The following is a 23,634-nucleotide window of genomic DNA, read 5'->3' on the forward strand; positions in this document are numbered from 1 at the left end:
ACCACTTTGTCGGGTATTTTACTTATACCTCACCAGCGGACGAGCGCGGAACCCCAGGTGAAGCCGCCACCCATCGCTTCCAGCAGCACCAGATCGCCCTTCTTGACGCGTCCGTCCTTGACGGCGACGTTGAGCGCCAGCGGGATCGACGCCGCCGACGTATTGCCGTGCAGGTCGACGGTCAGAACCACCTTCTGCGGCGCAATATGCAGCTTGTGCGCTGAAGCATCGATGATTCGCTTGTTGGCCTGATGCGGAACGAACCAGTCGATCTCCTCGGCGGAAGCCCCGGTGGCGTTGAAGGCATCGACGATCACATCGGTGATCATGCCGACCGCGTGCTTGAAGACTTCGCGGCCCTCCATGCGGAGGTGGCCGACGGTCTGGGTCGAAGACGGCCCGCCATCGACAAATAGCTTTGACTTATGGCGTCCGTCGGAACGCAGATGCGTCGTCAGTATACCACGGTCGGTCGGCTTGCCGGGCTGGTCCTGGGCCTCGAGCACGACGGCGCCGGCGCCGTCGCCGAACAGCACGCAGGTACCGCGATCGCTCCAGTCGAGGATGCGCGAGAACGTCTCCGCACCGATCACCAGCGCCCGCTTGTGCGAGCCGGAGCGCAGGAAATTGTCGGCGGTCGCCAGCGCAAAGACGAAGCCGGAGCAGACCGCCTGCAGGTCGAAGGCGACGCCATGATTGATGCCCAGCGCGTGCTGGACCGCAACCGCGGTCGCCGGAAAGGTGTTGTCCGGCGTCGAGGTCGCCAGCACGATCAGATCGATTTGCTGCGCGTCGACGCCGGCATGGTCGAGCGCGGCGCGCGCGGCATTGATCGCCAAATGCGAGGTGAACTCGCCGTCTGCGGCGATGTGGCGCTGCCGGATACCGGTGCGCTGCACTATCCACTCGTCCGAGGTATCGATCCGGGCCGCCAGTTCGGCATTGGTCAGGACCTTCCGCGGCAGATAAGAGCCGCAGCCTAGCACGACCGAACGTTTAGCAGTCACGAGACAGCCTCCTGCGCGGTTTGCGCTTGAGCCAGCGCACTGCCGTCGCGATTAAGCATCTGATTGATCTTGGTGAGGAGATCGCAGCGGACCATCTCATAGCCAACATCGACCGCGTAAGCAAAGCCTTCGGCGTTGGTTCCACCATGGCTTTTGACCACCACGCCCTTGAGGCCGAGCAGCACGCCGCCGTTGGATTTGTTGGGGTCGAGCTTGTGCCGCAGCGCCTTGAAGGCGTTGCGGGCGAACAAATAGCCGATCCGGGAGCGCCAGCTCGACGCCATGGCGCTGCGCAGGAACTCCGACATCTGGCGCGCGGTTCCCTCGGCGGCCTTCAGCGCGATGTTGCCGGAAAAGCCTTCGGTCACGATCACGTCCGCCGCACCGCTGCCGATGCCGTCGCCCTCGACGAAGCCGATATAATCGAGTTCGGGCAGGTTCATCGCGCGCAGCTGCTCGGAGGCGGCGCGAATCTCCTCGCCGCCCTTCACTTCCTCGGTGCCGATATTGAGCAGGCCGACGGTCGGGCGCGGCTTGCCGAACAGCACGCTCGCCATCGCGCCGCCCATCACCGCCAGCGCCACGAGGTGATGATGGTCGCCGCCGATGCTGGCGCCGAGGTCGAGCACGACGGACTCACCGCGGCTGGTCGGCCACACGCCGGCGATGGCCGGCCGATCGATCCCCGGCATGGTGTGCAAATGAAAACGCGCCATCGCCATCAGCGCGCCGGTATTGCCGGCCGATACGGCGACGTCGGCCTTGCCCTCTTTCACCGCGTCGATCGCAAACCACATCGACGACTTCTTGCGGCCGCGGCGCAGGGCTTGGCTCGGCTTGTCGTGCATGGCGACGGTGACGTCGGTATGGGTCACACGCGAGGCCTTCTTCAAAGCCGGATACTTGGCGAGCTCCGCCTCGATCAGCGCGCTGTCGCCGTACAGCAGAAACTCGATGTCGGGATGCCGGGCCAATGCCCTTGCAGCGCCGGGGATGATGACCGATGCGCCGACATCGCCACCCATGGCGTCAAGCGCGATTCGAACCTTTTGAGGCATGAACGTCCCGGAAACCTGATCTCTTGCAGCCCTGTTAGAGCCCGGCCGCGCGCTGGAAGCATCCGCCGATAGCGGTGCTCGGCGGAGCGCATCGCTATCGCCCCCGCCGGGCCGCGACAATAGCGTGTCCCCGTTCTGACACAACCTCTTGACCACGGTCTTTGGGGAATGGGACCCAGCACCGCCCGCAATCGGGAATACAGCGTAATATTAGCAAACTCAACATCTTATGCAAGATTCCTGATGAGACATCATAGCCACATCAAGTGAAATCCTGCTTCACCGGCCACTTTAAGTGTCGGTTACTTGTCTTTGGGCTTCTTTGCCCCCGACTTTTTTGGCGTGACCTTCAGGGCCTTGAGCGCCGCAAATGGGTGATCCTCGGGATCAGGGGCTTCGACCAACGGTTCAAAAACCGCGTCCGGTTTGCGTGGATATGGATCGACCGCGAGATACAGCGCGTCGGTCGCAAGCCGGCCGAGATCGATGATGCCGTTGTCGATCGGCTCCGGCGGATCGGGCGTGTCCTCGTCGCTCTCTTCTGCCTCGTCGACCAGCGCGGCCATTTCCGGAATCTGGTCCGGCGGCGCGAAGATCAGATCGATCGGCTCGTCGATATCGCTCTCCATCTCCTCCAGCGTCACCACGCAGGTCTGCCCGATCCGGGCCCGCACGCGCCCCTCGACCTGAAAGCGGCCACCGCTTTTGGGCGTCACATCGAAGGAGGCCTGCAGCATAAGCACCTCGCGCAGGCTTCCCATCTCCGCCACCGCAACGCGCGTGGCCTGATCGGCCTCGAGGTCGCGATGCAGACCCGTGTCCGGGATTTTCTCCACCGCGACGGGAACGCGCCACGGGTCCGGCTTCTCGATCATGGCACTCCTGGTCATCGCCGTTTGCTCATGCTTGTGCGCCGGCTTGCTCCGGCGAAGGAAACTTGAAAGTGCCGCCGGCCAGCGCCGCCTCGTCCTGCCGGTCGAGCGCCGCCATGACAGCCTCGGCATAGGCTGCGAGCTGGCGCGCCTTTTCGATGTTCTCACCGTTGAGGACGTTCTTGCACAGCGCCTGCGCCAGGGCCTCGCGGCTCTCGGTCAGCGCCAGATCATAGGCCGCGGTGCGGCCATAGAAGGCCTCGCCGAAGGCCTGCATCTTTTTCGGCACTTTGAGGTCGCTGACGCCCAGTTCGCGCAGATTATCGTCCATATCATTGCAAAAATGGTCGAACAGCGGCTGCGACAGCGCCTTGCCCGCCGGGACCGATTTGAGCCGCCGCAATACCAGCCACAAATGCATCAGAAGCAGGTCAAAACGGCCGTTAACCGTGTCCGGGACCGCCAAGTCCCGATAAAACAACGGTTCTCGCGCCTGCGTCACGATCATGCCATAGATGGCTTCAATGGTGCCGCGCGGGGCGGACCGGGGTTTCCTGAAGTGATTGAACGGCCAAAGCATTGTGGGTTCCGCATGCGAGCCCCAAAGGTTTCCGCCATGAAGGTTTCAGCCTTCAGGGTTTCAGCTTCGGGCGCCCGCGCATGTTGCAATCCTGCGTGCTGCCCGGTACGTCAACGCCTCGCGCGATGCAAGGGGACGGGATCGATTCCGGAATGACCGAGACGGGCCACTCACGCTCATGCGCGCCCTCGCCGCGCCGCCTGACGGCGCGCTGGCGCGGTTTTCGCGGCTTTGCGGCCGTGGCACTGCTCTGCGCCGCACTCGGCGGCTGCACCGGCGAGCAATTCCAGAAGGGCTATATCCTGCCCCCCGGCGCGCTCGAACAAATCCCGATCGGCGCCAGCCAGGACCAGGTGCTGATTGTGATGGGCACGCCCTCCACCGTCGCGACCCTGAACGGCGAGGTGTTCTACTACATTTCGCAGCGCTCCGAGCGGAAGGTCGCCTTCATGAACCAGCAGGTCGTCGACCAGCGGGTGATCGCGATCTATTTCGACAGGAATCGTCAGGTGCAGCGGCTTGCCAATTACGGGCTGCAGGACGGCAAGATCTTCGACTTCATCAGCCGCACCACGCCGACCTCAGGCCAGGAGCTCAGCTACCTGACGCCGCTGTTCAAGCTGCTCAGCTTTAACTGATACCCTCGTGTCCTGGACGCGGTGCAGCACCCTCGTGCTGCTCCGCAGAGCCGGGACCCAATGCGTAGACCCCGGATCAGCAGCGCACCACGCCACAAGGGTGGCGCGCTGTGCAGCATCCGGGGAACGATATCGAACACCCCTGCGCCAAGTCGCCCGCTTGCCCTGCGCGTGCGCGCTGCCTACGGTCGCCTGCAGAATAAAAAACCCCGCAGGGAGTGACCTAGTGACCAGCCGATTTTTTTCCCGCCGCCATATTCTGACCGGAGCCGCCGCGCTCTCCACTGCAGCCATTCTGCCGCGCAGCAGCCTGGGCGCCGACTGGCGGCCCACCGAAACCGTCCGCCTGATCGTGCCGGCCGCGCCGGGAGGCACCACGGACGTGATGGGACGCTTGCTGGCGGCTCATTTGCAAAAGGCCTGGGGCCAGTCCGCGGTGGTGGAGAACCGCTCCGGCGGCGGCGGCACCATCGGCACCGCTGAAGTCGTCCGCCAGAAGGGCGACGGGCACACCATCCTGGTCGGCAATCCCGGCCCCAACGCCATCGCCTACAGCATCTTCCGGAATATGACCTACAAGGCCGACCAGTTGCAGCCGGTCTCCAACCTGATCCGGATTCCCAACATCATCTCGGCGCACCCCTCGGTGCCGGTCAAGTCGATCGGGGACATGGTGGCCTACATCAAGGCCAATCCGGACAAGCTGACTTATGGTTCCTCAGGTATCGGGCAGAGCCCTCACCTCACCATGGCCTGGCTGCTGCAGCTCACCGGACTGAAGATGGTGCATGTGCCGTTCCGCGGCGCCGGGCCGGCGCTGCAGGCGGCACTGGCCGGCGACATCCAGATCCTGTCGGACAATCTCTTTCCGACGCTGCCGCAGGTCATGGACGGCAAGCTCAACGCGCTGGCGGTGACGACGCCGGAGCGCAGTCCGTCAGGGCCGAACATTCCTACCGTGCGCGAGACCGGGCCGGAGCTGGCAAAATTCGATGTCTCGTCCTGGTTCGGCATCTTCCTGCCCAAGGCCTGCCCTCCTCCCGTCGTCGATGCCCTCAACAAGGAAATCAAGGTGTTCCTGGAGCGCGACGACATCAAGGAAAGCATGGCCAAGATCGGGGCACGCACCGATTACGGCACGCCGCAGCAATTTTCCGATTTCACCCAGGCGGAAACCGCGAAGTTCGGCGCCATCATCAAGCAGGAAGGCCTGCAGATGGACGCGGGCTGAGGCAACCGTCATTGCCTGCGACAAACGCGAAGCGTTTGCGCAAGGGAGCGCAAGCGACGAAGCAATCCACTTCCGCGTTCGCTGCTTATGGATTGCTTCGCTTCGCTCGCAATGACGGATGAAAGACCTCAGGCTTCCAAAGAAAAACCCCGCGGCTCGCACCGCGGGGTTTTTTGTTTGATCGGGCCTCTCGCCGCTCAGTGCGCCAGGATCGCCAGCAGCAACAGCGCCACGATGTTGGTGATCTTGATCATCGGGTTGACGGCGGGGCCGGCCGTATCCTTGTAGGGATCGCCGACGGTGTCGCCGGTTACCGCCGCCTTGTGCGCGTCGGAGCCCTTGCCGCCGTAATGGCCGTCCTCGATGTACTTCTTGGCGTTGTCCCAGGCGCCGCCGCCCGAGGTCATCGAGATCGCGACGAACAGGCCGGTCACGATCACGCCGAGCAGCATGGCGCCGACGGCCGAGAACGCCGCCGACTTGCCCGCCGCGCCGCCGCCCGCGATCGCGAAGATAACGAAGTAGACGAAGATCGGCGACAGCACCGGCAGCAGCGACGGGATGATCATTTCCTTGATCGCCGCCTTGGTCAAAAGGTCGACCGCGCGGCCGTAATCCGGCTTGTCGGTGCCCTGCATGATACCCGGCTTTTCGCGGAACTGACGCCGCACTTCCTCGACGATCGCGCTGGCCGCACGGCCGACGGCCGTCATGCCCATCGCGCCGAACAGATACGGCAGCAGGCCGCCGAACAGCAGGCCGACCACGACGTAGGGGTTGTTCAGCGAGAAGTCGGGCAGCACGCCCTGGAAGTACGGATACTTCGCGGCGTTGGCGATGAAGAATTTGAGGTCTTCATTGTAAGCCGCGAACAGCACCAGCGCGCCGAGACCGGCCGAGCCGATCGCGTAACCCTTGGTGACCGCCTTGGTGGTGTTGCCGACCGCGTCGAGCGCGTCGGTCGACTTGCGGACTTCCTTCGGCAGACCGGCCATTTCGGCGATGCCGCCTGCGTTGTCGGTGACGGGACCGAAGGCGTCGAGCGCGACGATCATGCCGGCCAGCGCCAACATGGTGGTGGTCGCAATCGCGATGCCGAACAGGCCGGCAAGGCTGTAGGTGACGAGGATGCCGGCGATGATGACCAGCGCCGGGCCGGCGGTGGATTCCATCGAGATCGCGAGGCCCTGGATCACGTTGGTGCCGTGACCGGTGACCGACGACGCCGCGATCGACTTGACCGGGCGATAATCGGTGCCGGTGTAGTATTCGGTGATCACGATGATCAGCCCGGTAACGACAAGACCGACGATGCCGCACCACACCAGCGTCAGTCCGGTGAAGGATGCATTGCCAGCCTTGAGCGCCGTGTCGAAGCCGATCAGCCAGTAGATGACGCCGGCAACGCCGACGAGCGACAGGACACCGGTCGCGATCAGGCCCTTGTAGAGCGCCCCCATGATCGACTGGCTGGCGCCGAGCTTGACGAAGAAGGTACCGGCGATCGAGGTGAGGATGCAGATGCCGCCGATCGCGAGCGGCAGCGTCATCATGTTCACCAGCAGCGGCGAGGTCGCGAAGAAGATCGCAGCCAGCACCATGGTGGCGACCGCGGTCACCGCATAGGTCTCGAACAGGTCGGCGGCCATGCCGGCGCAGTCACCGACGTTGTCGCCGACGTTGTCGGCGATGGTGGCGGGATTGCGCGGATCATCCTCGGGAATGCCTGCCTCAACCTTGCCGACGAGATCGCCGCCGACGTCCGCACCCTTGGTGAAGATGCCGCCGCCGAGACGGGCGAAGATCGAGATCAGCGAGGCGCCGAAGCCGAGTGCGACCAGCGCGTCGACCACGACGCGGTCGTTGGCCTTCAGGCCCAGCATCTGGGTCAGATAGGCAAAGTAGATGGTGACGCCGAGCAGTGCGAGACCAGCCACCAGCATGCCGGTGATCGCACCGGCCTTGAAGGCAAGCTCAAGTCCGCCGGCCAGCGAGGTAGTCGCGGCCTGCGCGGTACGCACGTTGGCGCGAACCGACACGTTCATGCCGATGAAGCCGGCGGCGCCCGACAGCACCGCGCCGATCAGGAAGCCGACCGCAACCAGCATGCCGAGGAAATAAGCCAGCAGGGCGAAGATCACGACGCCGACCATGCCGATCGTCATGTACTGGCGCTTCAGATAGGCCTGTGCGCCCTCGGCCACCGCGGCTGCGATCTCCTGCATGCGCGGATTGCCGGCGTCCGCCTTCATCACGGATGCCGTCGCCCAGATCGCGTAAACAATCGAAAGCGCTCCGCAGAGCACAATCATCCATAATGCTGTCATTGAATTTGCCTCAGACCTTGATGTTCCCCCGCCACACCGCGAGCGCGGCAAGCGCATAAAAAGGAGGCCTTCCCCGCCCAGAAGGGTGGCCCCTCAAATCGCCGGGACCTTGCCAAAATCGTTTCCCCGGCGCAACGCCGCGGAGGCCAGAAACCGTCTATTTTTGAAAGGAATCCCCGGGAACGACGGCTGGTGCCGAGGCCTGGCTGGCGGCTGGACCGTCCGGCGGAAAATCCGAGGCCTGCCAGGCGCCCGCGGGGCGGACCTTCGAATCGTCTGCCGACAGCGATCCTGCGGGTGCAGCAACCCCAAATAGCCACCAAGAAATGTGTGGGCCTGAAAATACTGGGCCCGAAAACACATAGGCCTGAAAGTACATGGGCCCGCCCAACCCCCGTGGGGTCGAGCGGGCCCGCGATCCATTTCAGTACATCCGTGAAACGACCGTTTCGAGGCCTTAGGCCAGCGACAGGTTCTCTGCGCTTACCTTGCCCCGCATCTTGTCGGTCTTGAGTTCGAACTCGACCTTCTGACCTTCGGCCAGACCGGTCAGGCCGGCGCGCTCAACGGCGCTGATGTGAACAAACACATCCTTGCTGCCGTCGGTCGGCTGAATGAATCCAAAACCCTTTTGACCGTTGAACCACTTCACAGTTCCCGTAGCCATTTTCTATTCTCCAAAGCACGTAGGCTTTCATTCCGCACGGCGATCGCGCGGATTCAAATCCAATCGACGATGTCTCTGGAAGATGCCCTAACAGGCGCGTTCAAAAAGGCACGGCGGCAATCGAATGCGCGCACAACTATAGATTTTCCTGGAAATTGCAATGGCCGGCTGCAAATAAAGGCCCGCAGGCGGCGCTGCGACGCTCAAAAATGGCTGTAAGAGCGCCGTTTCAGCACGATTTCACCGCCCTGCCCGTCGAGGAATATTGGCGCACCATTTCCAGCGACCACGGTTCCGATGGAACTCGCCGCCACGCCGGCGCCCTGCGCGGCTTGCAGGAACGCATCGACGCGGTCTTCCGCCACCGTGCACAGGATTTCGTAATCGTCGCCTCCGGCGATCAATGTTTCGATTCCGACGATGCCACGCGACACCAGATCGCGCGCGGTATCCGACAGCGGAATCGATTCCAGATCGATCGCAGCGGAAACGCCGGACACGCCGCAGAGCTTGGTGAGATCGCCGGCGAGCCCATCGGACACGTCCATCGCCGCTTTGGCATGGTCGCGAACGATTTCCGCGAGCACTACGCGCGGCTGCGGTACCCGATAACGCCCGATCAGCAGATCGCGCGCGGCGATATCGCTGACCGCGGCATGGACCTTTCCGCCGCCGAGCACGGCAAGCCCGAGCGCGGCGTCGCCGATCGTGCCGGTCACCAGCACCCGGTCGCCAGGCTTGGCGCCGCTGCGATGGACCATTTTGCCTGACGGCACGCGCCCGAACGCGGTGATTGAGACCATCAGCGGTCCTGATGTCGACACCGTATCGCCGCCCAGCAGCGGACAGCCGAATTGCGCCGCGTCCTCGCCGAGCGCGGCCGCGAACGGTTTGAGCCAGGCTTCGTCGGTATCGCGGAGCGCCAGCGTCAGCACGAAACCTGCCGGCACCGCGCCCTTGGCGGCGAGATCCGAGAGGTTCACCCGCAGCGCCTTGCGCGCAACGGTATCAGGCGGATCGTCGGGGAGGAAATGCACGCCTTCGACGATGGCGTCCGTCGTCACCACGATGTCGTCGCCATCAGGCTTCAGGGCCGCAGCGTCGTCGTCGAGATTGAAGGCGCCAGGGTCGGTCGCGATCGGCCTGAAATAGCGGGCGATCAGCGAGTCCTCGCCGGACGCGGGCGCGCTAGCCACGCGCGAACTCGTCGGCGCGGAACTGGCGCGCGATCTGGTCGAGCACCGCATTCACCATGCCGGTCTCGTCCTTTTCGACAAAGGCATGCGCGACATCGACATATTCGGACACGACCACGCGGCCGGGCACGTCCTTGCGATGCTCCAGTTCATAGGACCCTGCCCGCAGCACCGCGCGCAAAATCGCGTCGATCCGCTTCAAGGGCCAGCCCTTCGACAGCGCGTCGTCGATCAGCGGATCGAGTTTTGCCTGATCCCGCACCACGCCCGAGACGACGTCGCGGAAAAACGCGGCTTCAGCCGGCAGATATTTGTCGCCCTCGACCTCGTTGCCGAGCCAGTGGCTCTCGAACTCGGCGAAGATGTCGTTGATCCCGGCGCCACCAATGTCCATCTGGTACAGCGCCTGCACGGCGGCGAGCCGCGCCGCACCGCGCCGGTTGGCTTTCTTGTCCGGACTTTTCGGAGCGGGCTTCTTGCTGTCTGCCATCGTCAGGCCTTTGCCAGCCGGCGTTTGATCCGCAGCATCGCGAGCGCCGCGCGGGCGGCGTCGCCGCCCTTGTTGAGTTCACTGGCGCGCGCCCTCGCCCAGGCCTGCGCCTCGGTGTTGACCGTAATGATGCCGTTGCCAAGCGGGAACTTTCTGGCGACGGCAAGGTCCATCAGCGCGCGCGAGGATTCTATCGAGACGATCTCGAAATGAATGGTGTCGCCCCGCACCACGCAGCCGAGCGCGATCGCGGCGTCATAGGGCTTTCCGTTGCGCTCGGCGGCGTCGATCGCGATCGCGATCGCGGCGGGGATTTCCAGCGCGCCGGGCACGGTGATGACGTCATGCGTGACACCGGCTGCCTTCAATTCGGCGACGGCGCCTTCCAGCAGCGCATCCTGGATATCGTCGTAGAAGCGTGCCTCGACGATCAGCGCGCGCGCGCCGGCAATATCGGTCTGATCTTTCAGGGGTGCGCGTCGTGCGTCTGCCATTATCTACCTTCTTGTCATTGCCGGGCTCGACCCGGCAATCCATCCTATCAGGAATCCATCCTGTTAAGAGGATGGATACGCGGGTCAAGCCGCGTATGACACAATTGTTGCTGTTGCTATTTCATTTCCGACAGCCGCGCCGCATAGCGGGCCATCAGATCGACCTCGATATTGACCTCGCTGCCAGCGTTCCAGGCCCCCAATGTCGTGACACTGAGCGTATGGGGAATGATCAGCACCGAAAACACCACGTCTTCGACCGTATTCACCGTCAGCGACACGCCATCCAGCGTGATCGAGCCCTTGACGGCAATGAAGCGCGCCAGTTCCCGCGTGGTGCGCAGCTCGAACCTGGCCATATCGGGCAGATCGTCGCGCTTGACGATAGAGGCGATGCCGTCGGCATGGCCGGCCACGATGTGACCGCCGAGTTCGTCACCGATCTTCAGCGCGCGCTCGAGATTGAGTTTTGTCCCCTTGGCCCAATGCTTCGCCGTGGTCATGCCGAGCGTTTCGGCCGCGGCATCGACATCGAACCAGGCCTTTCCGTCCTCGACGCCGGAGCCGACGACGGTAAGGCAGACGCCGCTGCAGGCGATCGAGGCGCCATCGGCGATGGTCTTCTGGTCATAGCGGCATGCGATCCGCAAGCGGTGCAACTGCCCCTGCGCCGTTGGCGTCAGGCTGGCGATCTCGCCGATATCGGTGACTATTCCGGTAAACATTTAAGCGCGCTCGTAGATCGTGAGAGTATCTTGGCCGACGCTTTCGCTAGCACGGACTCTTAGCGCGGGCGACCCGGTGAGAGCCGACAGCGGCAATGCGTCCAGCGCGGGAATGCCGCCCGCGCCTACCGCCTCGGGTCCGCGCAGCAGCCAGACCTCGTCGACCAGCCCCGCCGATACAAAGGACGACGCGACGCGCGCCCCGCCCTCGACCATCAGCCGCGAAATGCCCTTGTCGGACAGCGCACGCAGCACCGCCGGCAGATCCAGCCCCGGCGGCGTGCTTGACGCGGCGACGCGGATCACCTGCGCCCCGGCAGCGCCGAGCTTCATGGCGGCCGGCGCTTCGGCGAGATCCGACGTCATGACCCAGAGCGCCGTCTCGCGCGCGGTCTGCACCAGACGGCTGGTGCCGGGAATCCGCAAGCTCCGATCCAGCACCACCCGTACCGGCGATAACGTCTCCATTCCCGGCAGGCGGCAGGTCAGCACCGGATCATCGGCCAGCACGGTGCCGATCCCGACCAGGATCGCATCGCATTGCGCGCGCAGCAGATGCACGCGCGTCCTTGCGGCCTCGCCCGTGATGGCGACCGGCTTGCGGCCGGCGGCGCCGATCTTGTCGTCGGCGGAGACCGCCAGCTTGAGGATCACATGCGGGCGCTTGTCGCGGATGCGGCGGAAATGCCCGGCATGGTCGTATGCTGCTTCCGCGGCATTCAGGCCGACATCGACGATAACCCCGGCGGCGCGCAATCTGGCGTGGCCCTGCCCCGCCACTTCCGGATTGGGATCCTCGATCGCCGACACCACGCGGGCAATGCCCGACGCGATCACAGCGTCAACGCAAGGCGGCGATTTGCCGAAATGCGAGCACGGCTCCAGCGTCACATAGAGCGTGGCGCCGCGCGCGGCTTCACCGGCGCGTTTGAGCGCATCCGGCTCGGCATGCGGCCGGCCGCCGGGCTGGGTCCAGCCGCGCCCGACAATGACGCCGTCCTTGACGATGACGGCACCGACGGCGGGGTTCGGCCAGGTGCGTCCCTGCCCGCGCCGGCCGAGCGCAAGCGCGAGCTGCATGAAGCGCGCGTCCGCGGCTTTGGACTCTCTGGATTTCTGCGCGTACTGGTCTTCCAGAATGCGGAAGATCATTTGCGCAACGCGGTGACCCGTGCGTCTTCCTCGCCGGACAGCTCACCGAGCACGGCTTCAAAGTCCTTGGCCTCGCGAAAGTTGCGATAGACCGAGGCAAAACGCACATAGGCGACGTCATCGAGCTGGCGCAGATGCTCCATCACGATCTCCCCGATCGCTTCCGAGGAAACCTCCGCCTCGCCGCCGCTTTCGAGCTCGCGCACGATGGCAGAGACCATCTTCTCGACGCGCTCCGGATCGACCGGGCGCTTGCGCAAGGAGATCTGCAGCGAGCGCACCAGCTTGTCGCGGTCGAACGGCACGCGGCGGCCGTTGCGCTTGATCACGGTCAGTTCGCGCAGCTGCACCCGCTCGAAGGTGGTGAAGCGGAAATTGCAGGCGATACAGACCCGCCGCCGCCGGATCACGGCGGAATCCTCGGTGGGGCGCGAATCCTTCACCTGCGTATCGAGACTGTTGCAGCTGGGGCAGCGCATCCCACGAATCCCTTACTGGTGGCCTTTACTGATAAATCGGGAAGCGGTCGGTGAGTGCCTTGACGCGTTCCTTGATAGCGGCTTCCACCAGCGGCGCCTTGCCGTCCGGCGATTGCGCCAGCGCGTTGAGCACTTCGGCGATCATGGAGGCGACCTGCTGGAATTCGGCAACGCCAAAACCGCGCGTGGTCGCCGCCGGCGTGCCCAAGCGAAGCCCCGACGTGACGAACGGCGTTTCGGGATCGAACGGAATGCCATTCTTGTTGCAGGTGATCGCGGCGCGAACCAGCGCCTTTTCCGAGACGTTGCCCTTCAGGCCCTTGGGCCGCAGATCGACCAGCATCAGATGGTTGTCGGTACCCCCTGAGACGATGTCGAGGCCCTGCGCGCGCAGCGCCTCCGCCAGCGCCTTGGCGTTCTCGACGACGTTCTTGGCGTAGATCTTGAAGTCCGGACGCAGCGCCTCGGAAAATGCCACCGCCTTCGCGGCGATGATGTGCATCAAGGGACCGCCCTGCAGACCCGGGAAGATCGCCGAGTTCAACTTTTTCGTCAGCGTCTCGTCGTTCCACAGCATCAACCCGCCGCGCGGGCCGCGCAGCGATTTGTGCGTGGTCGTGGTGGTGACATGGGCATGCGGCACCGGCGAGGCATGGACGCCACCGGCGACGAGGCCGGCGAAATGCGCCATGTCCACCATCAAATAGGCGCCGACGCTGTCCGCGATCTCGCGGAAGCGCTTGAAATCCCAGGCGCGCGAATAGGCCGAGCCGCCGGCGATGATCAGCTTCGGCTTCACTTCCTCGGCGCGGCGCTGAACGTCGTCCATATCGATGATCTGGTCGTCGCGGCGCACGGTGTAGTGCTGCGCCTTGAACCATTTGCCGGACATGTTGACGGGCGCGCCGTGGGTGAGATGGCCGCCGGCGGCAAGGTCGAGACCCATGAAGGTGTCCCCGGGCTGCAGCAGCGCCAGGAACACCGCCTGGTTCATCTGGCTGCCTGAGTTCGGCTGGACGTTCGCAAAGGCAGCGCCGAACAGTTTCTTGGCGCGATCGATCGCCAATGTCTCGGCGACGTCGACCCATTCGCAACCGCCATAATAGCGCGCGCCCGGATAGCCCTCGGCGTATTTGTTGGTCATCACCGAGCCCTGCGCTTCCAGCACCGCGCGGCTGACGATGTTTTCCGAGGCGATCAGCTCGATCTCGTGGCGCTGCCGGCCAAGCTCGCCCTTGATGGCGGCGGCGATTTCCGGATCGGCCTCGGCGAGGGTCGCCGTGAAGAACGAGTCGGGCGCGGAGGCGGTCTTGCTGCTGGAGGTCATGGGCCGAATATCTCCACCGCCGCAAGCCCTTAGGGGCAAAACGGTCGGTTACGTGTGGCGGTCGAAAGAAGCGCTTGCGAGATACCACATCGGCCCGGGCCGGCCAAGCACTTGCGGTATCCGTCTGATATTTATGCAAGATATGGTGGGGATGGCGGGGATGCCAGTCCCGGGCAAATAACCCACCGCCGCCCCAGCCCCGTCATTCCGGGATGGTGCGTCAGCACCAGACCCGGAATCTCGAGTTTCCGGGTTCGATGCTCCGCATCGCCCTCAGATGTGCAAGTGCACATCGGGGGATGACGACTAGGTCGTCATTTCGCGAACCGGTACGCCCCGCCCTTCTCGATCGAGCGCTGGAACGCCGGGCGCGCGTGCATGCGCGTCAGCCAGGCCGCCAGATTCGGATACGGGGCGAGCTTTTCGAACACCTTTGCCATCTCGCCGACAAAGCTCATCTGGATGTCGGCACCCGACAGCGACGGGCCGATGAAGAATTCGCGATCCTTCAGCGCGCGGTCGACATAGGCGAGATGGTTGGCCAACTCGCTGTCGATGCGCGGATGCAGCGGCGCGCCCGCCTCCTTCAGCCTGCTGACATAGAGGTTCAGCATCAGCGGCAGCATCGCGGACCCTTCCGAATAATGCAGCCACTCATTGTACGCCTCATAGTCGGCGCTGTCGGGCGCCGGCATCATCGCGCCTTTTCCGTATTTGCGGATGATGTAGTCGACGATCGCACCGGACTCCGCGATCGTGGTGCCGCCATCGGTGATGACGGGCGACTTGCCGAGCGGATGGATCGCCGTCAGTTCCGGCGGCGCCAGCCGCGTCGTGGCATCGCGCTGATAGCGCTTCATCTCATAGGGCGTGCCGAGCTCTTCGAGCAGCCACAGGATCCGCTGCGAGCGGGAGTCGTTGAGATGATGAACCGTGAGCATGGCAGTTTCCTCAAGGGGTTTCTTGTTTGGAGGCGCACGTTAGCAGAGGTTTCGAGCATCGTCATGATGCGTGACCGCAATCACTGAGCTCCCGCCTCACCGCAACTACGCTCCATCCCGATTGGCCTGTTCGAGCCAATCGCAAACAGTGGAGAACGGCTATGACCGAAGGCAATACTGCGCACGAAATCAACGGCGAGTTGTCGCTCGATCAACTCGATGCCGCCGCAGGCGGCCTCACGATCGGCCCGATCACCTATGAAGACGGCATTCTCGCGATCGGAATCAAAGGTGTCGGCGGCATCTTCGTCGGCGCGGGCTGCATCGGTGGCTGGCTTGGCGGCACAGCCATCGCTTACTGCCCCAAATAAGCATTCGCCGTCACTAAAAGGTTTGAGAAATAACCGGATTTCGTGAGTCCGGTTCTTCCTGCTGTTTGTTGATGCATGCCCGAAGTTTTACCCTCGCCCACCGTCCGCCTGCGATGCTAGGCTTTCGGCGAGCGAGGAGAGAACGATGCGAATTGCGATTGTCGGCACCGGCGGCGTAGGCGCCGGTTATGGAGCGGCGCTGGCGAAAGCCGGCGCGGATGTCACCTTCATCGCGCGCGGCGCCCATCTGGCGGCCATGAAGCGCGACGGATTGAAGGTTCAAAGCCCCCGCGGCGACATCCATCTGGTGCCGACACAAGCGACCGATAACCCCGCCGAGATCGGCAAGGTCGATTTCGTGTTGTTCTGCGTCAAGCTGTGGGACGTCGAAAGCGCGGGGATCAGCATCAAGCCGCTGATCGGCCCTGATACGGCTGTCATCCCGCTGCAGAACGGCGTCGATGCCGCAGAAAGGCTGATCCCGATCCTGGGCGAAAACGCCGTGATGGGCGGCGTCGCGCAGATCAGCGCCAACATCATAGCATCAGGCGTGATCCAGCAGGTCGGCACCTTCATGCGCATCGTGTTCGGCGAACTCGACGGCAGGAGCAGCCCGCGCGGCGAGGCATTTCTAGCGCTGTGCCTGAGGGCCGGCTTCGATGCCAAGCTGAGCGACGCGATCCTCACCGAACTATGGATGAAGTTCATCCTGCTCGCCGCCAACGCCAGCGCGGTGGCCTTGGCGCGCCAGCCAATCGGCGCGTTGCGCGACGATCCTGATATTCGCCCGGTGCTGATGTCGGCCTACCGCGAAGTGATGAATGTCGGCCGCGCCTACGGCGTGGCGATGCCGGACAACGCGGTGGAGACGATATCAGCATATTCCGACAGCCTGCCGGCGCATCAAAAGCCATCGATGGCGCTCGACCTCGAGCGCGGCAACCGGCTGGAGCTGCCCTGGCTCGGCGGCAAGGTGGTCGAGCTCGGCAAAAAGCTCGGCGTGCCGACACCGACGCACAGCCTGATGTATGCGATGCTGAAGCCTTACGTGATGGGCAAGCCGAAGGACTGAGCGCGTTGCCCGCATGAGCGACCCGGTCGCGCGAATGCGCGCCCGATGACAGGCTCCGCGATCTGCGGGACCGGACAGCGAAAACCCGGATGTCGCTTTCGCTCATCCGGGCTACGTTACTACGTGCGGCAGCGCCCTCGCCGCTCACATCCCCGTATAGCCTGCCTTCACCGGGTCGGTGGAGCCGTCGAGCTGGCGCAGATAGGTCAGGCCGCACACGGTCAGGCGGTGGGTGTCCTTTTCGCCGGCCTCGAACAGCGTCTTCACATAGTCCGTCACCTTCTCGCGCGCTTCATCGTTCGCGGCCGAGCTGCGGTTCACCAGCAGGTCGTAGGTGTGCATGATGCGGTCGATGGCGGCTTCCATGAAGTTCTCCGGTAGGGGTCAGGCGATGTAGGTTTCGGCTTCGAATTTGGCGATCGCCTGGTTGGCGAGGCGGATCTTGTTCAACTCGCCGCGCTGAAACATCTGCACGATGATTTCGAGCAGCCGCTCGTCGGTGGCGAAAGTATCCGGGATGGCGCCGGTCCTGCGGAGATAGTTCGAAGCAATGGCGTAAGCGTCGCCCACCACCTCGACATTCATCACCCGCAATCCGCGCTCGACGAGCATGTTCTTCGGTCCCCGTGTCAGGAACGATAATGCGCGAGCCCGGCAGAAGTTCCATTCCGGGAAACCAGCTATTGCCCGGCCCGCCGCCAATGCTTGCGTCACCTTAGAATTGCGATGCAGCTTGTTGTTTTGATGCGCTTTATCAGGTGAAACTGTGACCGCTATCACTCGAAGCGGATGTGCCCGAAGCGGCTCTTGCGCGCGTCGCGAAGGATGAAGCCGCTGCACTCAATACTCAGGCCAAAAAGCAAAACGCACCGGACCCGGTAAACCGGAGCCGATGCGCCTTGGGCAGGGCTTACTGCCTTGCCAGTTCATGATCCGCTGTTGGCTGCCGGTCTTTTGAGTGGCCGGCTTGGCCGCGGATTCGAGTTCTTATTTGACGCGTTTTCTTCACGCGAACCGGAAGTCCACTTCGCTCGAAAACGCTATGTAAATCTCAGAGCCGATACAGGATCTGGTCGGTCCAGAACCGCTCGAGCCGATGCAGCGACTTGTTCAGCGTCGCGAACTCCTCGTTCGAGATGCCGCCGACCTGCTCCACGGTCTTGACGTGCTTCTGATACAGCGCGTCGACGATCTTGCGGATTTCCTGGCCCTGCGAGGTCAGGCGGATGCGCACCGAGCGGCGATCAACGCGGCTGCGCTGATGATCGAGAAAGCCGAGCTCGACGAGCTTCTTCAGATTGTAGGAGACGTTGGAGCCGAGGTAGTAGCCGCGCGTGCGCAGCTCGCCTGCGGTCAGTTCCTTGTCGCCGATGTTATAGAGCAGCAACGCCTGCACCGAGTTGATATCGGCGCGGCCGCGGCGATCGAATTCATCCTTGATCACATCCAGCAGCCTGCGATGCAGCCGCTCCACCAAAGTCAATGCTTCAAGATAGAGCGGCTGCACCGGAGCTTGACCGGCAGAGCGTTCAGCGGTTTCCACCGCCGTTGCAACGGCTTTCATCATGACATTCCCCTGTTGTCGTTTTTATCGACTTATTCGACGAAACTTTTGTCCCGCCTGATAGCTTCAACTTAAGGGGGCCGTTTGAAGATCCGCTTAAATAAGACAATAAAGAGATCATGAATTTAAGACAGTGAATCGCGGATTAAGCCCATGGATAAAGGGCTTTTCGCAAGATTTCATTGACGGTGGCAGGCCTCTGTTCACGCTTCGTCTGGCAGGGTTGTCGCATTCCAAAACAGGTTCGTTTGAATTCGAAACGCCTGGGTAACCGACGTGAGGGAACCCTTTACGGTGACTGAAAAGTTACCGCGAAAATCGTCGAAAATCTTATGGGAATCCGTGGCGCGTTTTGGCACGCGCGCGATCAAATCAGGATGTGGTCGTTAAGATCAGCGCGCGGCCTGCTATGGCGGCCGTTCGCGCGCGGCCATCCAGGCGAGTGCGAGGTAGGCTGCCAGCATCACGGCTTCGACGCCGACCACCGTCAGGCTGCCGCCGTAGATGCCAGGAAACATCAATTCGATCACCGCCATCGACACCACTGTGGTGAGCCACACCACCGCGCCCCAGGGCGTGGCAAGCCACAGACCCACGGCGGCGACGAGTTCAATCACGGCGAAATAGATCGTCGCGGTCTGCCAGGCCATCGACTGGTTTTCGAACGCCTCTTCCTCGCCGCCGATGAAACCGGTCACCTGCGCCCAATGGTAAAGGCCCTTGGCGATCGAGATGACCGCCATGATGCGCAGGAACAGCACCAGCCGCCGGGTCCACGCGTTGTCATCAGGCTCGATCCGCTCGGACGAGATCGCCGCCACCGACATCGCATTGTCCCGGGCGTTGTCCCTGTTATCCCGCGACGGGTCGCGCGCGGAGGTGTCAGACATGAGAATCGGTGCTCACAGGCGAAAACGGGTCCTTATAGGCGGAGTCTTGGCCCGCCGGGTCGGCAAAATCAATTGCCGCTGGCGCAAATCAAGCTGCGGTGACGCGGCCGTTCCGGAATGCTAGAATTAGACCAGGTCCAAATCAGGCCAAATCAGCCTTCCGCCGGGGAGTACCATCATATGGCGATCAAATTCGGGCGCCCGATCGAAATGCGCGACGCACCGCGGCACCAGACCGCCCTCACCTCGGCCCCGCTCGACCTCGCGATCCGCCCCCGCCGCAACCGCAAGGCCGAATGGGCGCGACGGATGGTGCGGGAAAACGTGCTGACGACCGACGATCTGATCTGGCCGTTGTTCATCGTCGGCGGCCACAATACGCGCACCGCGGTCGCCTCGATGCCCGGCATCGACCGCATCACCGTCGACCAGGCGGTCCGTGATGCCGAGCGCGCGGCGAAGCTGAACATCCCCTGCATCGCGCTGTTCCCCTATACCGACCCTTCGCTGCGCGACGAACAGGGGTCCGAGGCGCTGAACCCGGACAACCTCGTCTGCCAGTCGGTGCGCGCGATCAAGAAGGAGTTCCCTGGTCTCGGCGTGCTCTGCGATGTGGCGCTGGATCCCTTCACCAGCCACGGCCATGACGGCTTGATCGAGGACGGCCGGATCCTGAACGACGAAACCGTCGCCGTGCTGGTCCGGCAGGCGCTGGTGCAGGCCGAAGCCGGCTGCGACGTGATCGCGCCTTCCGACATGATGGACGGCCGCGTCGGCGCGATCCGCGAGGCGCTGGACGATGAAGGTTTTACCGACGTGCAGATCATGTCGTACGCGGCGAAATACGCCTCCGCCTTCTACGGCCCGTTCCGCGACGCCATTGGTTCGGCCAAAACGCTGACCGGCGACAAGCGCACCTATCAGATGGACAGCGCCAATTCCAATGAGGCGCTGCGCGAGGTCGAACTCGACATCGCCGAAGGCGCCGACATGGTGATGGTGAAGCCCGGCATGCCCTATCTCGACATCGTGCGGCGGGTAAAGGACACCTTTGCGATGCCGACCTTTGTCTACCAGGTGTCGGGCGAGTACGCGATGATCGCGGCAGCCGCCGGCAATGGCTGGATCGATGGCGAACGCGCGATGATGGAAAGCCTGCTCGCCTTCAAGCGCGCCGGCGCCGACGGTATTTTGACCTACTTTGCGCCGAAGGCGGCGGAGAAGATCAAGGCGGAGAGCTGAGCCGCCGGTCTCTCTCCATCCGTCGTCCCGGCGAAGGCCGGGACCCATAACCACCGGCGATAATTGGTTTGCACGCTGGTTGTTATCTTCCTTTTCCAACAATCTGGGCCGCGGCATATGGGTCCCGGCCTTCCCGGACGACAAGTAACCCAGCCCCCGAATCGCCTGAATATTGCCGTTTCGTAACCGTCGCAGGGCTTGCGCGCGCGGGGGCGGTTCCCATGTCTCGGCTTAGTGTGTTGGCTTGCGGGAATATGCACGGTCTGGAGGACTGATCATGTCGTATAGCGGTTCGGGTAATACCGGTGGCGGCCCTTCAAGTGCTGGCGGCGGCTGGCGTAACGATGGCGGCGTGCAGCCGCATGCGTTCGACCCCGATTTGCAGCCGGAACTGTTTCGCGGCCTGCTGACGCGGCGGGTGTTCGCCTTTCTGATCGACCTCGTCGTGCTGTCGGTCCCGGTGATCCTCGGCTACATCTTCATCGCGGTGTTCGGCCTGATCACGCTTGGGCTCGGCTGGGCGCTGTTCTGGCTGGCCTGGCCGGCCACGATCGTCTGGGCCATCGTCTATTACGGCTCTTCCCTCGGCGGGCCGCATTCGGCGACCATGGGCATGCGCGTGATGGATCTGGAACTGCGCACCTGGTACGGCGCACCGGGCTATTTCGTGCTCGGCGCCACCCATGCCGTGCTGTTCTGGGTATCGATCTCGTTCCTGACGCCGCTGGTGCTGCTGGTCGGCCTGTTCAACGGCCGCCGGCGGTTGCTGCATGACATCGTGCTGGGAACCGTTGTCATCAACAGCTCGGTTCGCACACAGGTTGTACCTCCAGCGCGCGCCTATTGAAGGGATGTCACACTCCAAATTGATTGACCGTCAGCCCCCGCGGCGCGATGCTCAGGTTTGTTCGGCCCGGATCAGGATCGGGGCGGAGCTTCCCTCACCGGTACCAATTGTTCACCGGAAAGCGTTATCGTTCGTGTTTCGGAGGCCTGACGACCCGACGTGACCCAGCATTCGCGTGATACCCCGCAGTTTTACCTGACGGCGCCCTCGCCCTGCCCCTATCTGCCGGGACGGCACGAGCGCAAGGTGTTCACGCATCTGGTCGGCGACAAGGCCGGCGACCTCAACGACCTCCTCACCCATGGCGGCTTCCGGCGCAGCCAGTCGATCGCCTACCGGCCGGCCTGCGACCAGTGCCGCGCCTGCGTTTCCGTGCGCGTCGTCGCCAACGAGTTCCGGCCCTCGCGCAATTTCCGCAAAATTCTGGCGCGCAATGCCGACATCATCGGCGAGCAGCGCAGCGCGGTCCCGACCTCGGAACAATATTCGGTGTTCCGCGCCTATCTCGACCGGCGCCACCGCCATGGCGGCATGGCCGACATGACCGTGCTCGACTACGCCATGATGGTGGAAGACAGCCACGTCGAAACCCGCATCATCGAATACCGCAAGCGCAACGTCGATTCCGGCATCTCCGGCCGCGGCGAGGAGCTGATCGCCGTTGCCCTGACCGACGTGCTCAGCGACGGGCTGTCGATGGTGTATTCGTTCTTCGAGCCGTCCGAGCAAAGTCGTTCGCTCGGCACCTTCATGATCCTCGACCACATCACGCGCGCTAGGCGCCTGGGGCTCCCATACGTCTATCTCGGCTACTGGATCGAAGGCTCCAAGAAGATGGACTACAAGGGCCGCTTCCTGCCGCAGCAGCGGCTGGCGCCCTCAGGCTGGCTGCGCATCGACGCGTCAGGCGAAGTGCTGACCGAGCCGCAGGATTAGCCGACCGGACCTCATCCTGAGGAGCCGCGTAGTGGCGTCTCGAAGGATGGCCACGGGCCACATGGTTCGAGACGCGCGCAAGATGCGCGCTCCTCACCATGAGGGTCGCTATTCAGCCGCCGAACAGCGTGTCGTAGAGCAACTTGACGTTCAGCGTCACGATGATCCCGGCCACGATCCACGCCACCGTGGCGACCGAACGGGAGATCGCAAAATCACCCATCTTGCGGCGGTCGGAAACGAACCGCACCAGCGGGATCACCGCGAACGGCAATTGCATCGACAGGATGACCTGGCTGAAGACCAGCAGCTGTGACGTGCCCTTCTCGCCATAGAGCGCGGTGACGATCACCACCGGAACGATGGCGACACCGCGCGTGATCAGCCGCCGCGCCCAGTTCGGCAGGCGCAAATGCAAAAAGCCTTCCATCACGATCTGGCCGGCCAGCGTCGCCGTCACCGTCGAGTTGAGGCCGGATGCCAGCAGCGCGACGGCAAACAGCGTCGAGGCGATCCCGAGGCCCAATAGCGGCGACAACAGCTCATACGCCTGCCCGATCTCGGCCACATCGGTACGGCCGCTGGAATGGAACGTCGAGGCGGCCACGATCAGGATCGCGGCATTGATGAACAGCGCCAGCATCAGCGCGATGGTGGAATCCGTGGTCGCCCATTTGATCGCATCGCGCCGGCCCTCGTCGGTGCGTGGATAGGCCCGGGTCTGCACGATCGAGGAGTGCAGATAGAGATTATGCGGCATCACGGTGGCGCCGATGATGCCGATCGCGATGTAGAGCATCTCAGGATTGGTGACGATTTCGGTCGACGGCAAGAAGCCGCGCAGCATCGCGGCAACAGGGGGCGCGGCGGCGAAGATCTGGATCGCAAAGCAGACCGCGATCACGATCAGGAGCGAGATGACGAAGGCTTCGAGGAAGCGAAAACCCTTGTTCATCAGAAGCAGCAGCAGGAAGGCGTCGAGCGCGGTGATCAGCGCGCCGCCGATCAGCGGAATGCCGAACAACAGCTTCAGCGCAATCGCGGTGCCGATCACTTCCGCCAGATCGCAGGCGATGATCGCGGCCTCGCAGGCCAGCCACAGCATGAAATTGACGGGACGCGAAAAGCTCGCGCGGCAGGCCTGCGCGAGATCGCGGTCGGTGACGATACCGAGCCGTGCGGCGAGCGCCTGCAGCAGGATCGCCATCAGGTTCGACAGCAGGATCACCGACAGCAGCGTGTAGCCGAACTTCGATCCACCGGCGAGGTCGGTCGCCCAATTGCCGGGATCCATGTAGCCGACCGAAACCAGATAGCCGGGCCCAACAAACGCCAGCAGCCGGCGCGCCCAATGGCCACCGAGCGGCACCGCGATGGTCGCGTTGACTTCGGCCAGACTGCGCTGCCTGTTCGCGGCGGCGTCGGCGCGCCAGCCGGCGTCGGCGTCTTGCAAGGCCACAGGCAAGCTCTCCGAATTAGTCTTTCGGCCCAATTCGGGCGTTCGCGCATCCATCTCAGCAAGATGGTC

General features: G+C 63.5%; 26 protein-coding genes. 7 read left to right on the forward strand and 19 right to left on the reverse strand.

The genetic code is table 11. The features are described 5' to 3' along the window. Positions 1–29: 29 nt before the first annotated feature. From JQ597_RS07675 to JQ597_RS07690, 4 genes are all read right to left on the reverse strand, one after another. Entirely contained in the window at positions 30–1,007 is a 978-nt protein-coding gene (locus JQ597_RS07675; protein WP_212263612.1) for a beta-ketoacyl-ACP synthase III, read from the reverse strand. Then, on the reverse strand, positions 1,004–2,065 hold the full coding sequence (plsX, locus tag JQ597_RS07680; protein ID WP_212263613.1) for a phosphate acyltransferase PlsX: 1,062 nt from the start codon (positions 2,063–2,065) through the stop codon (positions 1,004–1,006). Before plsX ends, JQ597_RS07675 begins: the two co-directional genes overlap by 4 nt. A 302-nt stretch (positions 2,066–2,367) precedes the next feature. Then, positions 2,368–2,955 (reverse strand): YceD family protein, encoded by a 588-nt coding sequence (locus tag JQ597_RS07685; protein WP_212263614.1) that lies wholly within the window; start codon positions 2,953–2,955, stop codon positions 2,368–2,370. 10 nt (positions 2,956–2,965) lie between these two features. Then, entirely contained in the window at positions 2,966–3,517 is a 552-nt protein-coding gene (locus JQ597_RS07690) for a ubiquinol-cytochrome C chaperone family protein (RefSeq protein WP_212263615.1), read from the reverse strand. Between the two features lie 152 nt (positions 3,518–3,669). Here JQ597_RS07690 and JQ597_RS07695 point away from each other — a divergent pair, with 152 nt between their 5' ends. Continuing rightward, a complete protein-coding gene (locus JQ597_RS07695; RefSeq protein WP_212263616.1) occupies positions 3,670–4,155 on the forward strand; it encodes an outer membrane protein assembly factor BamE in 486 nt (161 codons plus the stop codon). Positions 4,156–4,381: 226 nt separating this feature from the next. Next, complete coding sequence (locus JQ597_RS07700; protein ID WP_212263617.1) at positions 4,382–5,386, forward strand: Bug family tripartite tricarboxylate transporter substrate binding protein; 1,005 nt, start codon at positions 4,382–4,384, stop codon at positions 5,384–5,386. Positions 5,387–5,583: 197 nt separating this feature from the next. Here the strand turns inward: JQ597_RS07700 and JQ597_RS07705 are convergent, their stop codons facing one another. From JQ597_RS07705 to JQ597_RS07750, 10 genes are all read right to left on the reverse strand, one after another. Next, positions 5,584–7,713, reverse strand: coding sequence for a sodium-translocating pyrophosphatase (locus tag JQ597_RS07705; protein WP_212263618.1), 2,130 nt, complete (start codon positions 7,711–7,713; stop codon positions 5,584–5,586). 457 nt (positions 7,714–8,170) lie between these two features. Continuing rightward, complete coding sequence (locus tag JQ597_RS07710; protein ID WP_192733570.1) at positions 8,171–8,380, reverse strand: cold-shock protein; 210 nt, start codon at positions 8,378–8,380, stop codon at positions 8,171–8,173. 203 nt (positions 8,381–8,583) lie between these two features. Beyond that, the gene (gene thiL, locus JQ597_RS07715) at positions 8,584–9,576 is read right to left on the reverse strand and encodes a thiamine-phosphate kinase (protein ID WP_349628799.1); all 993 of its coding nucleotides are present in this window, start codon (positions 9,574–9,576) and stop codon (positions 8,584–8,586) included. Then, positions 9,569–10,066, reverse strand: a complete 498-nt coding sequence (nusB, locus tag JQ597_RS07720; protein WP_192733572.1) for a transcription antitermination factor NusB — start codon at positions 10,064–10,066, stop codon at positions 9,569–9,571. Before nusB ends, thiL begins: the two co-directional genes overlap by 8 nt. 2 nt (positions 10,067–10,068) lie before the next feature. Beyond that, the gene (gene ribH, locus JQ597_RS07725) at positions 10,069–10,560 is read right to left on the reverse strand and encodes a 6,7-dimethyl-8-ribityllumazine synthase (protein ID WP_212263620.1); all 492 of its coding nucleotides are present in this window, start codon (positions 10,558–10,560) and stop codon (positions 10,069–10,071) included. A 116-nt stretch (positions 10,561–10,676) separates the two neighbouring features. Further along, a complete protein-coding gene (locus JQ597_RS07730; RefSeq protein WP_212263621.1) occupies positions 10,677–11,285 on the reverse strand; it encodes a riboflavin synthase in 609 nt (202 codons plus the stop codon). After that, positions 11,286–12,437 (reverse strand): bifunctional diaminohydroxyphosphoribosylaminopyrimidine deaminase/5-amino-6-(5-phosphoribosylamino)uracil reductase RibD, encoded by a 1,152-nt coding sequence (gene ribD / locus JQ597_RS07735; RefSeq protein WP_212263622.1) that lies wholly within the window; start codon positions 12,435–12,437, stop codon positions 11,286–11,288. After that, positions 12,434–12,916: a transcriptional regulator NrdR gene (gene nrdR, locus JQ597_RS07740; protein ID WP_192733576.1), complete on the reverse strand. Its 483-nt coding sequence runs from the start codon at positions 12,914–12,916 to the stop codon at positions 12,434–12,436. The genes ribD and nrdR overlap by 4 nt, the downstream gene beginning before the upstream one ends. Before the next feature lie 25 nt (positions 12,917–12,941). After that, on the reverse strand, positions 12,942–14,243 hold the full coding sequence (glyA, locus tag JQ597_RS07745) for a serine hydroxymethyltransferase (protein ID WP_212263623.1): 1,302 nt from the start codon (positions 14,241–14,243) through the stop codon (positions 12,942–12,944). Positions 14,244–14,557: 314 nt separating this feature from the next. After that, on the reverse strand, positions 14,558–15,184 hold the full coding sequence (locus JQ597_RS07750) for a glutathione S-transferase family protein (protein WP_212263624.1): 627 nt from the start codon (positions 15,182–15,184) through the stop codon (positions 14,558–14,560). A 161-nt stretch (positions 15,185–15,345) separates the two neighbouring features. Between JQ597_RS07750 and JQ597_RS07755 the strand changes: the two genes are divergently transcribed. Both JQ597_RS07755 and JQ597_RS07760 read left to right on the forward strand, forming a co-directional pair. Beyond that, positions 15,346–15,555, forward strand: a complete 210-nt coding sequence (locus JQ597_RS07755; protein ID WP_212263625.1) for a hypothetical protein — start codon at positions 15,346–15,348, stop codon at positions 15,553–15,555. 145 nt (positions 15,556–15,700) lie between these two features. Continuing rightward, on the forward strand, positions 15,701–16,627 hold the full coding sequence (locus tag JQ597_RS07760) for a ketopantoate reductase family protein (RefSeq protein WP_212263626.1): 927 nt from the start codon (positions 15,701–15,703) through the stop codon (positions 16,625–16,627). 144 nt (positions 16,628–16,771) lie between these two features. On the opposite strand, the gene JQ597_RS07765 is transcribed toward JQ597_RS07760, so the two are convergent. The 4 genes from JQ597_RS07765 to JQ597_RS07780 all read right to left on the reverse strand — a co-directional run bounded on the left by JQ597_RS07765 (position 16,772) and on the right by JQ597_RS07780 (position 19,081). Beyond that, positions 16,772–16,993, reverse strand: coding sequence for a hypothetical protein (locus JQ597_RS07765; RefSeq protein WP_212037750.1), 222 nt, complete (start codon positions 16,991–16,993; stop codon positions 16,772–16,774). A gap of 18 nt (positions 16,994–17,011) precedes the next feature. Further along, the gene (locus JQ597_RS07770; protein ID WP_212263627.1) at positions 17,012–17,239 is read right to left on the reverse strand and encodes a hypothetical protein; all 228 of its coding nucleotides are present in this window, start codon (positions 17,237–17,239) and stop codon (positions 17,012–17,014) included. A 439-nt stretch (positions 17,240–17,678) separates the two neighbouring features. Next, positions 17,679–18,194 carry a transcriptional regulator LdtR gene (gene ldtR, locus JQ597_RS07775; RefSeq protein ID WP_192733585.1) on the reverse strand — a complete coding sequence of 172 codons (516 nt, stop codon included), beginning with the start codon at positions 18,192–18,194 and terminating at the stop codon, positions 17,679–17,681. Between the two features lie 404 nt (positions 18,195–18,598). Next, a complete protein-coding gene (locus tag JQ597_RS07780; protein WP_192733586.1) occupies positions 18,599–19,081 on the reverse strand; it encodes a DUF6163 family protein in 483 nt (160 codons plus the stop codon). 180 nt (positions 19,082–19,261) lie between these two features. Here JQ597_RS07780 and hemB point away from each other — a divergent pair, with 180 nt between their 5' ends. From hemB to JQ597_RS07795, 3 genes are all read left to right on the forward strand, one after another. Further along, positions 19,262–20,323 (forward strand): porphobilinogen synthase, encoded by a 1,062-nt coding sequence (gene hemB / locus JQ597_RS07785; protein ID WP_212263628.1) that lies wholly within the window; start codon positions 19,262–19,264, stop codon positions 20,321–20,323. A 277-nt stretch (positions 20,324–20,600) separates the two neighbouring features. Then, positions 20,601–21,170 (forward strand): RDD family protein, encoded by a 570-nt coding sequence (locus JQ597_RS07790; RefSeq protein ID WP_212263629.1) that lies wholly within the window; start codon positions 20,601–20,603, stop codon positions 21,168–21,170. Between the two features lie 159 nt (positions 21,171–21,329). Next, positions 21,330–22,106, forward strand: coding sequence for an arginyltransferase (locus JQ597_RS07795; RefSeq protein WP_212263630.1), 777 nt, complete (start codon positions 21,330–21,332; stop codon positions 22,104–22,106). Positions 22,107–22,218: 112 nt separating this feature from the next. Here JQ597_RS07795 and JQ597_RS07800 read toward each other — a convergent pair whose 3' ends face one another. Further along, positions 22,219–23,619: an Nramp family divalent metal transporter gene (locus tag JQ597_RS07800; RefSeq protein WP_212263770.1), complete on the reverse strand. Its 1,401-nt coding sequence runs from the start codon at positions 23,617–23,619 to the stop codon at positions 22,219–22,221. Positions 23,620–23,634 lie beyond the last annotated feature (15 nt).

It is taken from the genome of Bradyrhizobium sp. AUGA SZCCT0177, from assembly GCF_018130125.1.
Classification (GTDB): domain Bacteria; phylum Pseudomonadota; class Alphaproteobacteria; order Rhizobiales; family Xanthobacteraceae; genus Bradyrhizobium.